The organism is Streptomyces sp. NBC_01450, assembly GCF_036227505.1.
In the GTDB taxonomy this organism is placed as follows: Bacteria; Actinomycetota; Actinomycetes; order Streptomycetales; family Streptomycetaceae; genus Streptomyces.
On the sequence record NZ_CP109481.1, the window covers coordinates 330,717 to 342,960 of the forward strand.

Annotated in this window: 11 protein-coding genes and 1 pseudogene; 1 reads left to right on the top strand and 11 read right to left on the bottom strand. The window is 70.3% G+C overall.

Translation table 11 applies throughout. The features are described from left to right. Positions 1 to 13: 13 nt before the first annotated feature. The 7 genes from istB to tpg all read right to left on the bottom strand — a co-directional run bounded on the left by istB (position 14) and on the right by tpg (position 5,376). On the bottom strand, positions 14 to 832 hold the full coding sequence (gene istB, locus OG568_RS49765) for an IS21-like element helper ATPase IstB (RefSeq protein WP_329533421.1): 819 nt from the start codon (positions 830 to 832) through the stop codon (positions 14 to 16). Beyond that, positions 832 to 2,112 carry an IS21 family transposase gene (istA, locus tag OG568_RS49770; RefSeq protein ID WP_329533422.1) on the bottom strand — a complete coding sequence of 427 codons (1,281 nt, stop codon included), beginning with the start codon at positions 2,110 to 2,112 and terminating at the stop codon, positions 832 to 834. Before istA ends, istB begins: the two co-directional genes overlap by 1 nt. 270 nt (positions 2,113 to 2,382) lie before the next feature. Continuing rightward, a complete protein-coding gene (locus OG568_RS49775) occupies positions 2,383 to 2,820 on the bottom strand; it encodes a hypothetical protein (RefSeq protein WP_329536747.1) in 438 nt (145 codons plus the stop codon). A 172-nt stretch (positions 2,821 to 2,992) separates the two neighbouring features. Then, complete coding sequence (locus OG568_RS49780) at positions 2,993 to 3,412, bottom strand: hypothetical protein (RefSeq protein WP_329536749.1); 420 nt, start codon at positions 3,410 to 3,412, stop codon at positions 2,993 to 2,995. Further along, entirely contained in the window at positions 3,409 to 3,780 is a 372-nt protein-coding gene (locus OG568_RS49785; protein WP_329536750.1) for a hypothetical protein, read from the bottom strand. The genes OG568_RS49780 and OG568_RS49785 overlap by 4 nt, the downstream gene beginning before the upstream one ends. Next, positions 3,777 to 4,538: a TnsA-like heteromeric transposase endonuclease subunit gene (locus OG568_RS49790; RefSeq protein WP_329536751.1), complete on the bottom strand. Its 762-nt coding sequence runs from the start codon at positions 4,536 to 4,538 to the stop codon at positions 3,777 to 3,779. The genes OG568_RS49785 and OG568_RS49790 overlap by 4 nt, the downstream gene beginning before the upstream one ends. Positions 4,539 to 4,782: 244 nt before the next feature. Beyond that, on the bottom strand, positions 4,783 to 5,376 hold the full coding sequence (gene tpg / locus OG568_RS49795; RefSeq protein WP_329536752.1) for a telomere-protecting terminal protein Tpg: 594 nt from the start codon (positions 5,374 to 5,376) through the stop codon (positions 4,783 to 4,785). Positions 5,377 to 5,509: 133 nt separating this feature from the next. Between tpg and OG568_RS49800 the strand changes: the two genes are divergently transcribed. Beyond that, complete coding sequence (locus OG568_RS49800) at positions 5,510 to 5,818, top strand: DUF6300 family protein (protein WP_329536753.1); 309 nt, start codon at positions 5,510 to 5,512, stop codon at positions 5,816 to 5,818. Positions 5,819 to 6,234: 416 nt separating this feature from the next. Here OG568_RS49800 and OG568_RS49810 read toward each other — a convergent pair. From OG568_RS49810 to OG568_RS49825, 4 genes and pseudogenes are all read right to left on the bottom strand, one after another. Continuing rightward, positions 6,235 to 6,914: pseudogene (locus OG568_RS49810) on the bottom strand (transposase); the annotation flags it as partial. Positions 6,915 to 6,999: 85 nt separating this feature from the next. Next, positions 7,000 to 7,224 carry a transposase gene (locus tag OG568_RS49815; RefSeq protein WP_329536754.1) on the bottom strand — a complete coding sequence of 75 codons (225 nt, stop codon included), beginning with the start codon at positions 7,222 to 7,224 and terminating at the stop codon, positions 7,000 to 7,002. 140 nt (positions 7,225 to 7,364) lie between these two features. After that, the gene (locus OG568_RS49820; protein WP_329536755.1) at positions 7,365 to 8,909 is read right to left on the bottom strand and encodes a phytoene desaturase family protein; all 1,545 of its coding nucleotides are present in this window, start codon (positions 8,907 to 8,909) and stop codon (positions 7,365 to 7,367) included. 103 nt (positions 8,910 to 9,012) lie between these two features. Further along, positions 9,013 to 12,207, bottom strand: coding sequence for an amino acid adenylation domain-containing protein (locus OG568_RS49825; protein ID WP_329536756.1), 3,195 nt, complete (start codon positions 12,205 to 12,207; stop codon positions 9,013 to 9,015). Positions 12,208 to 12,244: the final 37 nt, after the last annotated feature.

Consider the following 12,244-nt stretch of genomic DNA (forward strand, 5'->3'; position numbering starts at 1 on the left):
TGGTTGCCGGTGTTCAGTCGGTGTCGTGTGTGGCGGTGGGGACGCGTCCGAGTTGGCGTCCTCGCATGCGGTAGGAGTCGCCTTTGAGGGAGTGGACCTCGGCGTGGTGGACGAGGCGGTCGATCATGGCGGCGGCCACGGTCTCGTCGCCGAAGACCTCGCCCCAGCGTCCGAAGGGTTTGTTGCTCGTGACGATCACACTCGCTCTCTCGTATCGGTTCGAGACCAGCTGGAAGAACAGGTTCGCGGCCTCGGCTTCGAAGGGGATGTAGCCGACCTCGTCGACCACGATCAGCGGATAGCGGGACAGTTTGGTGAGCTCGGTCTGGAGGTGTCCGGCGTGGTGGGCGGCGGCCAGGCGGTCGACCCATTCGGCGGCGGTGGCGAACGCGACCCGGTGGCCGGCCTGGCAGGCGCGGACCGCGAGTCCGATCGCCAGGTGTGTCTTCCCGGTTCCCGGCGGTCCCAGAAAAACAGCGTTGTCCTTCGCGGCGATGAAGTCCAACGTGCCCAGATGGGCGAGCTGTTGGCGCGTTATGCCGCGCAGATGGGTGATGTCGAGTTCCTCGATCGTCTTGATCGCGGGGAAGCGGGCGGTGCGGATGCGGGCCTCGCCGCCGTGGGACTCGCGGGCGGAGACCTCCCGCTGGAGGCAGGCGACGAGGAACTCGGTGTGGGTCCAGGTCTCCTTCAGGGCGCGTTCGGCCAGGCGTTCGGCGGCGTCCAGCAGGGCCGGGGCCTTCATCGCCCGGGCCAGGAAGGACAGGTCGGCGGCGGTCTGACGGCCGGTCCTGGGCCCCGCCGCCGCGGCGGCGGTCTTGGTGGTGGGCATCAGGAGACCTCCGGATCATCGGCTTGGCCGCCGCCCTCGATGAGGGTGAACATGCGGTCATAGGAGTCGAGTTGGCGTTGTTCGACCTCGACGAGATCACTGGCGGTGGCGGCGTTGTGCCGGCGGGCGGCCTGGGCCTGGGAGGCTTGGTGGTGGCGGTAGTCGCCGCGCAGAACGGCGGCGGCGCGGGCATGGACCGGGTCGGTGATGGTCTGCTGCTTGGCCCAGCACCGTGGATGGCGGGCGACTTCCGCCCCGCCGGGGGCGAGGGTCACGACGACCTCGTCGGTGTCGGTGCGGACCTGGACTTTCTTGCCGATGGCCAGGGGGTGCACGGAGTAGTCGCAGGTGTCGACGCGGATGTAGTGGTCGCGGCCGATGCGGGTGGCGAAACGCCACCAGCGCGGCGGGTCGACCGGCGGCAGCGTGAGCATCTGGGCCCGGTCGGCTTCCCACCGGTCGACGGGGCGGGCGCCCAGGGTGCGGTGCTGGCGCCGGTTGGCGATGGCCAGCCAGGCGGTCAGCTGGGTGGTGAAGTCGTCGGGCCCGGTGAAGGTGCGGCCCGGCAGGAAGCTCGTCTCCAGGTAACCGTTGGCCCGCTCCACCAGCCCTTTCGCTTCTGGATCACGGGGCCGGCAGAGGTAGATCCGGGTGGCGAGCAGGCCCGCGAATGCGGCGAAGTCGCCGGTCACCTTGCCGCGGCCGATGCCGGCCTCGTTGTCCCAGACCAGCATCCGCGGGACCGCGTTCCAGCCGGTCAGCAGCTTCCAGTGGCCGTCGATCAGGTCGCCGGTGGTGCGGGTGGGCAGCATCCGTGCGGCGATGATCCGCGAGTATCCCGAGACCATCACGAGCACTGGAGGACGGCCGGACTGCCCGTATCCGAGCGGGATGTCGACGGGTGGGAACCACAGGTCGCACTGGGCCAGCTCGCCGGGCTGATAGGTGGTGCGTGAGACCGGATCGACGGGCAGATAGGCGGGCCGCAGCTCGCGTACGCGTTCCTTGAGGACGGTCATGCCACGGTCCCAGCCGATCCGCTCGGCGATCACCGTCGCGGGCATCGTCGGAGTCTGCTTCAAAAGCTCCCGGATCTGCGGCTCGACCGTGTCGACCGCCGAACCCTTCGCCGGCCGGGAGTAGAGCGGTGGCCGGTTGGTGGCCAGGGCCCGCTTCACGGTGTTCTTCGAGATGCCCAGCTGCCGGGCGATCGCCCGGATCGGCATCTGCTCGGCCCGGTGCAGCCTGCGGATCTCTGCCCAGTCCTCCACGGAAATCACCCTCTTCTCCTGACCTTCGATCAAGATCAGGTTGGTCAGAAGACCACGAAGTGGGTCAGTTTTGATCCGCCGTCAGAGGGTCACGATTCACCCGTCGCCGACACGAAGAGTTCTATGCCGCGGTGCGGGCTCAGCGCGGCGAGCACGTGGTCAACCGGGGGTTGGCGGGGGAACGCTGGAATGTCAGGGATGAAGCAGAGGCAACTCGTAGACTGCCGCGATTGAGCGTCATGTTCCCGCTCCGTGCCGACTCATGAGGTCGTGTCACGCTCAGTGCGTTTGGCTCTCATCGAGGCCGGTCTGCGGGTTGCAGAGGTGCTGGAAGAGAGGGTTTTGGATGCCCAGTGTGGTGTAACTCCGTGAAAGCCGACGGCTGAGCTCGGCGGTCGTCGCCAGGTAGAGGTCCTTCGGCTCGATGCTGTGTTCAGGCGGATCGAGGACAAGTTCCGCCAGCACGACTGTTTCAGGGAAGGCCGCCAGGCGGCGTTGATCGGAAGTCGGGACTGCCCGGCTGACCGGTTCTGCGGCGATGTGGCTGAGCCGTCGGGCCCACTCGTCCCCGACGTTGATCGGGGTGGCGTGTAGCGCCCATTCGTCAACGACCTTGTGGGCGGTGTCGAGAGCCTTCGCCATGCTCGGGGCCTGGTGGCGACGGGCGAGACGATCGAGTTGATGCTGTGCCCGGAGCGCTTCCGGCAGCCGTGTCAAGGGCAGATCATGGGTGGTCCGTGTCCACGCCCGGTGGCGATAACACACGTATCGGTGAACGGGGTTGAGCGTGATCACCATCGGTGCCGCCGAGCTGCGTCGGGCCATGCAGGACCGGCAACGGCGGCCGATGATGCCGGCGCGACGCTCACCTGGGGCCAGGTTGAGGAAGTCACAGGGTGCGGCTCCAGCCCGGCCGCATGGGCTCCGGGACCAGCATCCGTGCCAGCAGCACGGCCGCGTCGACTCCCTTGGTCCCGGCAGGCCGCAGCAGAGCAGCGCAAATTGTGCGGGTGGCGACATCGACCGCGATAGTGAGCTCCGGCCGGGCCACCACACCGTCGTCGAGCACGGCCATGATGTCCAGGCGGGTGGAATCAATCTGCACGATCTCGCCCGGCCGGACGGCCAGGGACGGAGTGAACGGTCCCGTCGGCCTCAGAGCACGCTGTCGTCGGGCGGTGGCAGCCCCGGACGGGTCATTGCCCTTGGTGAGCCTGTTCACCAACCGGTAAAACGTCGACAACGTCGGCATCTCCACCGTGTCCTCGCCGTGCCGAGCGGCCAGGATCTGCTCGGTCTGGACCATCACAGTCGCTTGCGATAACCGCTCGACAGGTCATGCTGTCCGGCCAGAGCCGTGGTCAGGGCCTCGACCACGCGGTTGTCGACCCTGCCGGTGCTGCCGACCTCCGCCGGCGGTTTGCGGGACCGACCGTCGACCAGACCCCACAATCCCTCGGCCTCGTAACGCTGACGCATCCGTATGAACATCCGCCTGCTGGTCCGGTGCCCAGCCGCCGTCAGCTCGGCGACCTTGGCCGCTTCCCGTTCCGTCAGTGTTCGCCAGGCCGGGTCGTACTCGGGCTGAGGCGGTGTTCCCTCCTCGGTGTCCGGCGGCAGTCCCGTGATCACCTCCAGCACGTGGCGTTCCCTGCACTCCGCGAGGAGCGATCTCACCCATCGGTCCCCTCCCCGCGGACAACCTGCGCGCCGTCCCCCAACGGGGCAGTCAGATCGATCTCCAACTCGCCGGACCACAACAGGTGAAACAGCGTCGACAGCACCTCCAGAGGATCGCCCGCGTCCCAGGCCCCGTCGGCCAGAAGCTGCGGCTCGTCGAAGGCGTCCAACAGCCTCCCGGCCGGGCCGGGGACGCGGTAGCACGGATGGCGATAACCTGACAACCAGCGGACGTTGGCCATCACTAGAGGGTCCGGCTCGTGCACCAGCACGTACGACCAGCCATCCAATGCCTGGCACATCGACTCGGTCGCCGAGAACTTCTCCGCGTCCTGCGGCCCCACCCGATCCCTCGGCCTGACGTCGATCACGACGGCCGAGCCGTCCTCCAGCCGGGCGAAGTAGTCCGGCGTATGCGAGACGAGACGCGTTGCCCCCGGCCACGACACCCGGAACGGCTGCGACGACAGCCCGGCCACCCGTCGATCGTGATCGAGCAGCATCACCCGATCCCGCTCCAGCCACGACTCAAACCCCACCAGCGAGCACGTCGTCGCCGCCCAGTACCAGCCCGGGAAGTGCCGCTGCCCGCGGTACGACGCGAACCGACGTACAGGCGCCGCCGTCTCGAACTTCACCCGGTGAACTGCACTCAGCGGGGACCGGCGAAGACCCCCGTCACCAGCCCATTCGACATCGACCAACCCCAGGTCCATCCCCACCTCCGGCTCGGTGTTCCTGCCAAAAACGAACATGACAGGCACGAAGCAGCGAACCGAGCGGAGCAGGGCTCAAACCCCACGATCGAAGCAAGATCCAATGCGAATCAGCCACCGCGAACGCGAAAGACTGCGAATCTGCCAACCAGAACGCCACGGGACATCGGCCGACACCCCCGAGTCCGGCGCCCAACCTCGAAGGTGACAACAGGCCTGCCTATGTGACAACTATCGCGCTTTGGCTCAATACGTTTTATAGCAGGCTCTGAATTGCGGGTGGTCAGAACTTGAAATCTATCGACCTCACGTGCGTGAAATCCGCTCGGATGCCTTTGGCGCGGGAGCCCCATTCCGTGAAATAGGACTCGGTGATGGCGTCCGCGACGACCGGATGCAGGTCCTCCTCCGTCGCACCGGCCTCCTGCATCTGGAGGATCTGCTTCGCGTAGGTGGGTGAGATCGGCGTGCTGATGTAGCGCTCGCGGCCGTCGTCCGAGCTTCCGGAGCAGGCGAATCCGAAGTAGGCGTAGACCTCCACCTGCATGCCGCCGGTCGTAGCCGCGCACTCCCGCGCCTGGACTCTGACCTGTGGTTGCCACTGGGATTCAGTCTCCTCCACCAAGGCCGCCTGGAGCCTCTTCTGAGGCTTCGTCTGCTGTCCGGCGCGGTAGCGCTGCACGGTGCGGGTCGAGACGCCCAGTTGTTCGGCGAGGGCCTTCGTGGACTGCTTGGCCTGCTTGTAGAGGAATTCCACCTGAGCCTTTGCGGATTTCGGCGCGGGTCGGGTGAACACCTTGCGCTCCGCCCGCTTGAGGGCGTCCAGGACCCTGTTGCGGCGTGGGGCCGGCTGCTGCGTGTCGTCGCTGTCGATCATTCATCCAGCAGACACCCGTTCCCCTGTGGACAGAATCCGTGGTCGGGGGCCCGTTCACCGCTGCGGGAGGGGTTGACGGCGCAGGTCAGTGGGTTTTGGGTGGAGGGCCACATCCAGAGCAAGGGGGCTGGCCATGGCGTTTCTGGAGTTCTCCGACCGGCTGCCGCAGTGTTCACGCTGCCGGGGCGATCTCATCATGAGCGGGGTGGCGCCGCAGGACGACGAACACGGGCGGCCGATCCACCTGGAGCTGTGCCCGGTGTGCGACACCGGCGACGTGGACCGCCCGGCGGCCGGCCTTCTTGTCCAGTGGTTCGCCAACGATGGCGGTCATGACGAGAGTCGCGTCAAGGAGGGCGCGCACCTGCTGATGGAGTGGACGAAGGAGTCCATGGCTGCCTACGGCTGGTACATGCAGGACGCCCCGCCCGACCAGCGCTGAGCTGTCATCGGCGGAAGCGGCCGGACACATGGTGCCGCTGCGTCGTCGTACGGGCAGCGCGGCCGCCGGGTCGAACTACTGTTGGGGTCGTGGCGACAACGTACGACTTTCCCGGCGATCTGCTTCAGCTGCAGCAGGACCTCAACACGGCACGTGCCGAACTGTCCGCCCTGGTCAGGGGGCTTCCCTACTCTGTGGAGCCGATGGAGGCGTGGCAGCGTCCCGAGGGTTACTGGCTGGGCACGGCACGCTCGTACGCCGACTCGCCAGGCTGGTCGGAGCGGGAGCAGAAGGAGCTCGCGACGCTGCGGGAACGCGACCTCGCCGCCGCGATCGTCACGCACGCCTTCTGGGGCTCGGTCGACGCCGGCGCCCGGATGGCGGCCCGCACCGGTCTCAAGCACGCCCTCGAAGGCGAGCGTCTGCCGTCCCCGCCGCAGGCGTTGGGGCATCTGGGCCAGGGCGAGTTGGGCGGTCTCGATGTGATCGGCGGCGGTTTGGAGCCCGCGTTGCCGGGCCGCAGCAGGGCCGCCACCGGCTCTCCGGACCCGGCTGGGCCGTGGTCGACGAACGCGACAAGCGGGTGATGGCCGAAGGTCTTCTTCCAGGTCGCGGTGGCGTCTTGTTTCTCGGAGTGGGCGAGGACCAGCACGCCGTCGATGTCCACGATCACCTGGCCGTCGGCGGCCGGACTGCTTGCCCCGGCCAACTCCCAGACGCGCTGACGCACTTCGGAACGTGCGCCGCGGATCGCTGCAAGAGCTTTCGGGCCGGACGCGGCGAGCGCGTCGACGAGGCGGGAGACGGTCGGATCGGAGGACACAGGGCCGAACACCGCCGGCTCGGCCCGCAGCATGCCGACGTCGGCCAGACAGTCGCCGCCGAGTGCGACGGCCAGGGCCACATCCAGCAGGATCTTGCCCGGATCGTGCCCGGCCCGCCGCTTGCGCCACGGCGCCAGCGCCGCGGATATCGCGGTGTCCAGGGCGGACCTGCGGACCGTCTCGACCAGCAGCACGGCCCCGGCCTGGGCAACAACTCCACGGCCGCCGCCCTCGACACGGACACGCGGGTACGACCCGCTACTCTTCTTCACCTGGAGAGTGCTTCTTTCCTTGCAGCTGACAGGACCCTCGACAAGTCCCATCGTTGCAGGTCAGCTGCACTCTCCATTTATTTGATCAAGACTCGGACAGACCCACTCGCGAAAGCGCGAGGCTAGTCAGCTCGCCGCTCTGGCCCCCGCCCCGGTCGGCCATGGCCTTGCGGTACCAGCCGCGCAGGGACTCCGAGCTGATGCCGAGTTCCCGGGCCACCGCGCTGACCGTCTTGCCCGAGGAGTCGACGAGCGCGATCGCGTCCCGCTTGAACTCCTCGGTGTACCGCTTCGTGTATTTGCTTCCCACCTGGTGCTACTTCCTCTGGAACCTCAGGTCCCAGTCTCCAGGTGTCCACGATCAAAGGGAAGCTTCACTACTACCAGGTCGACGAATGGGGCCAGGGCCTCCCAGCAGCCCGCGGGTCCCGAGGCACAGCCGACCGGTCACTACCGGTCGGCCGCCGCCGTGTTCGTCCCGCCGCCGTACGCCTCGGCGACCAGCCGCAAGGGGTCCGACCGCACGCCGAAGCGGTCGCGCAGTGCACGCCGCGCGGCGTGCACTCCGCACATCCCGTGCACCGCCTGGCCCGGTGGGGTGGAGGCGGAGCACAGGTAAACGCCCGGGAGCGGTGTCCGGTAGGGGTCCCAGCGGGCGGCCGGTCGCATCACCAGTTGCCAGGCGGTCGTCGCGCCGCCGGAGATGTCCCCGCCCACGTAGTTGGGGTTGTGCAGGCCCTGCTCGGCCGCGGTGACGACGTGCTCGGCGAGGATCAGGTCCCGGAAGCCGGGGGCGAACCGTTCCACCTGTTGCTTGATCTGTTCGCTGACGTCCCTGGTGGACCCGTTCGGTACGTGGGCGTAGGTCCAGAGCACATGCCGTCCGGCAGGGGCACGCCCCGGGTCCACCACCCCCGGTTGTACGGCCAGCACGAACGGACGCTCGGCGTGCCGGCCGGCCGCCACGTCGGACTCCGCCCGTACCGCCTCGGCGCGTGAACCCACCAGGTGCAAGGTGCCCGCCTTCGCGCAGTCCGGTGCGGACCACGGCACCGGACCGGACAGGGCGAAGTCCACCTTGCACGCCGCGCCGCCGTGCCGGAAGCCGCGCAGTTGACGGCGGTACCGTTCGGGCAGTCGTGGGCCCGCGATCTCCAGCAGGGCACCCGGTGCGACGTCCAGCAGAACGGCCCGCGCGGGTGGCAGTTCGTCGAGCGACCGTACCCGGTGGCCGGTGACGATGCGGCCACCGTGCTCGGTCAGCTGCCCCACCATCGCGTCGACGATGGCCTGGCTGCCGCCGATCGGCAGCGGCCAGCCGACGGAATGGGCGAGCGACCCGAGGAGGAGGCCCACGCCGGCCGAGGCGAGCGTGCGCGGCGGCGCGATCGAGTGGCACGCGACGCCCGTCAGCAGGGCGGGGGCGAGATCGCCGCGGAACCGGGCGTTCCACCACGGCGACGCCTGTTCGGTGACGCGCAGCCCGAGGCGTGCGAGGGCCATCACCTGCGGGCGGATCCCGCGCAGGTCGGACATCGCCGCCTCCACCAGCGGTTCCGTCCGATCGACCAGCGGGCGGAGCAGGCGGGACCAACTGGATCCGTCCGGTCCCAACCCGGCGGCGGTACGGTCCAGGTCACGCCACGCCACCGCGGCCCGGCCGCTGTCCAGCGGGTGGGCGTACGACGCCTCCGGCCAGGCCATCCGGACACCCTGGGAGGCCAGATCGAAGGCGCGGAAGAACAGGGACGCGACGGCCATCGGGTGCACCGCCGAGCAGACGTCGTGACGGTATCCCGGCAGGGTCAGTTCCCGCGTGCGGACGCCGCCGCCCACGCTGTCGGCCGCCTCGTGGACCTGGACCCGCAGCCCGGCGGCGGCCAGGACCAGGGCGGCCGCGAGCCCGTTCGGGCCGGAGCCGACCACGACCGCGTCGATGTCGTTGTCGTTGTCGTTGTCGTTGTCGTTGTCGTTGTCGTTGTCGTTGTCGCCCACATCATCTCCGATCCAAAGTTGATCCGAGGTTGATCCGATACAAGCCGTTCGAGCGCGACGTTCCCGGCCGACCGGCCGGCCGGGAACGTCGGCGGCTACCCGCTCACCCGCCCGATCGCACGCGTGCCGCCATCGTGCGCACGGTGCGGACCTCGTGCACCTGGGCCAGCGGGATGGTCACGCCGAAGCGCTTGCGCACCTCGCTGAGGAGCCGGATGGCGGTCAGCGAGTCGGCGCCGAGGTCGTACAGGTCCGTCTCCGGCGTGACCGGGGGCACGCGCAGGATGCGGGACCACACGTCCGCCAGCTCGGCCTCCACGGACCCGCCCGCCGGGAGCCCATCCGCTGGCGTCGGCTCCGCCGGGACCACCGGGACCACCGGGGCGGCCGGAGTGGCCGGAGCGGCCGGAGCGGCCGGAGCGGCCGGAGCGGCCGGAGCGGCCGGAGCGGCCGGAGCGGCCGGAGCGGCCGGAGCGGCGGGTGTCGGCGGCTCCGGCTGGATCGCGGTGAGCCGGCCGCGGTCGACCTTGCCGTTGCGGGTGAGCGGCAGCGCGTCGTGCCAGACCACCAGGGTCGGGATCATGTAGCCGGGCAGGTGCACGGCCAGCCGCCCGCGCAGCTCGTCCAGTCCGGGGCGGTTCGCACCGGCCGGGACCAGGTGGGCCGCCAGGCGGTCGCCGTACGTCCCGGCCTGTCGGACCACGACGGCCTGCTGGATCTCGGGCAGGGCCGTCAGCCGCGTCTCGACCTCGCCCGCCTCGATCCGGTAGCCGTTGACCTTGATCTGGAAGTCGCTGCGGCCGAGAATCTCGATCGACCCGTCCGGCAGGAACCGGCCCAGGTCACCGGTGCGGTACAGCCCGTCCGCGAAGCGGTCCGCGGTGCGCGCGGGGTCGCCGTGGTAGCCCTGGGCCACGCCGGTGCCACCGGCCCAGATCTCTCCGGCCACCCAGTCCGGTCGGTCCCAGCCCTCGGGGCCGCGGACGTGGGCGGTGTTGTTGCGGTTCGGCCGCCCGTACGGCACCGGCCGACTGCCGTCGTCCTCGGCGTCCACCGGGTGGAGGATGTTCCAGATCGTCGTCTCGGTCGGGCCGCCCAGCGAGACGACCTCGAGGTCGGGCTTGAGCCGGAGGAGCGCTGCGGGGAACTCCGGCGGGATCCGGTCGCCGCTCATCATGACCAGCCGCAGCGCGCCGATCCGGCCCGGCGCCGACTCGGCCTCCTCGCTCAGCATCGCCATGATCGCCGGCACCGAGTTCCACACCGTCACGCGGTGCTCCGCGCAGAGGTCCAGCCAGTGGGCGGGATCCGCCGCCCGGTCCGCGTCCGGCAGCACGATTGCCGCGCCGACCGACAGCGCGCCGAACACGTCGTACACGGACAGGTCGAAATTGAACGCGCTGATGCCGAAGAAGCGGTCCGTGGCGTCGACGCCGAACCGGGCCGTGCAGTCGGCGACCACGTTCGCGGCGTTGCGGTGACTGACCATCACGCCCTTGGGCTGTCCGGTGGTACCGGAGGTGTAGAGCACGTACGCGAGGTCGTCGGTGGTCGCCCCGGCGGCCGGCTCCACCGGCTCGATGGGCACCACCGGCCGCGCCGAGTCGAGCAGCAGCGTGTCCGGCTCCGTACCGCGCGCGCCGCTGCCGGGCACGTTGGCGGGCACGTTGGTGAGCACGCACCGCGCCCCGCCGTCGCGGAGCAGGTACGCGCGTCGCTCGTCGGGCAGGTCCGCGTCGACCGGCAGATACGCGGCCCCGGCGAGCAACGAGGCCAGGATGCCGATGATCTGCTCCGGCCCGCGCCGCATGACCAGCCCGACCAGGTCGCCGCGGCCGACCCCGCGCTCCCGCAGCCACGCGGCGGCGCCCTGCGCGCGGTGGAGCAGTCCGCCGTAACTCACGACGCCGCCCGTGGTGATCACCGCCGGGGCGTCGGGACGCGCCGCGGCCTGTGCGACGGCGTCCTCCCACAGCATGCGCGTGGCCAGCGGCGCCGCGGTGTCGTTGGTCTCGGCCCGCCGCCGCCGCTGGTCCTCGGGCAGCAGGTCGTGCGTGGTCTCCGTCCAGCCCGCCGCGTCGCAGAGCTGGTTCAGCAGCTGCTGGAAGCCGGCGACCAGGGCGGCCGGAAGCCCGGCCGGGAACAGCCGGTCCGCCGAGTCGACCCGCACGACCAAGTCGCCCGCCTGCTCCATCGCGAAGACGTCGAGGTGGGTCCGCGGAGCCTGGCCGACCGAGAAGACCTCCCGGCCGAACAGCTCGAGCGCGGCTCCGTCGAGGCCGGAGCGCTCGTGCCCGATGGCGGAGGTGAACGCGTACGGCGCCTGCGGGTACGCGGTGCCGGCCGCGGACCCGGCCGCCTGGCGCGACGCGGCGCCGAAGGCGTGCCCGTGCTCCGCGGCGGCGCGCATCCGCTGCTGCACCGGCGCACAGCGCTGCGCGAACGTGGCCGCCGGGTCGATAGCGACCTCGACGGGCAGGACGTCCGAGAAGCCGCCGATCGCGCCGCGGGGCGGCAGGAGACTCCCGGCGGTGCGCTCCACCGTCGTGGCGATCGTGAACCGCTCGCCGCCGCCCCAGTACGCCAGCACCTGGCCGTAGGCGGTCAGCAGCGCCGCACTCGGCGTGATGCCCAGGCGGAGCGCGTGCGCCTGGAACGCGGCCCAGCGCCCGGCGGTCAGCCGTACATGACGCTGCGTGAACCGCGGCCGGGCCACCGGGGGATTGGGGGCCAGCGGCAGGTCGGGGGCGAGCGCGAGGTCGTCGAGCCGTTCGCGCCAGAAGGCCAGGGAGCGCTGGGCCTCGGCGTCGTCCCGGGGGCCCTTCGGTTCCGCGACCTCGCCGGAGAACGCGGTCTCCGCCTCCGTGGGGGCGTCGCCCTGGTAGGCCCGCCACCATTCCCGGAAGAACAGGAACATGCTGCCAGCGTCCATGGTCAGCCGGTCATGGTTGACGTGCAGCACCATCCGGTCGTCGGCCAGGACGCTCACCTCGACGTGCACCGACGGCGCCCGGTCCGGTGGGGCGACCCGGTGCGAGGCGCGCTCCCGGTAGGCGGCCCGCGCCTGGTCGCGTGCCCGGCGCGGCAGTTGCCGCAGGTCCCGGACCCGGACGTGCACCGGTACGTCGTCGTGCACCACCTGGCACCCGTCGGAGGCGAACGTGGTGCGCAGCGCCGGATGCCGCGCCACCACAGTGCGCAGCGCCGCCTCCAGCCGCGCCACGTCCCAGTGCCCCTCGATCTCGTGGTAGACGTTGCCGGCGCCGCCCGGTTCGGGGTCGTAGCTGGTGAGGATCATGACTGACCTTTCGGAGTTACGCGGGGGCGGCCTGTTT

Excerpts from the sequence above, each read along its gene's own strand:
- istB (WP_329533421.1), bottom strand. The coding sequence starts at position 832 with ATGCCCACCACCAAGACCGCCGCCGCGGCGGCGGGGCCCAGGACCGGC.
- OG568_RS49790 (WP_329536751.1), bottom strand. The coding sequence starts at position 4,538 with ATGTTCGTTTTTGGCAGGAACACCGAGCCGGAGGTGGGGATGGACCTG.
- tpg (WP_329536752.1), bottom strand. The coding sequence starts at position 5,376 with ATGATCGACAGCGACGACACGCAGCAGCCGGCCCCACGCCGCAACAGG.
- OG568_RS49800 (WP_329536753.1), top strand. The coding sequence starts at position 5,510 with ATGGCGTTTCTGGAGTTCTCCGACCGGCTGCCGCAGTGTTCACGCTGC.
- OG568_RS49825 (WP_329536756.1), bottom strand. The coding sequence starts at position 12,207 with ATGATCCTCACCAGCTACGACCCCGAACCGGGCGGCGCCGGCAACGTC.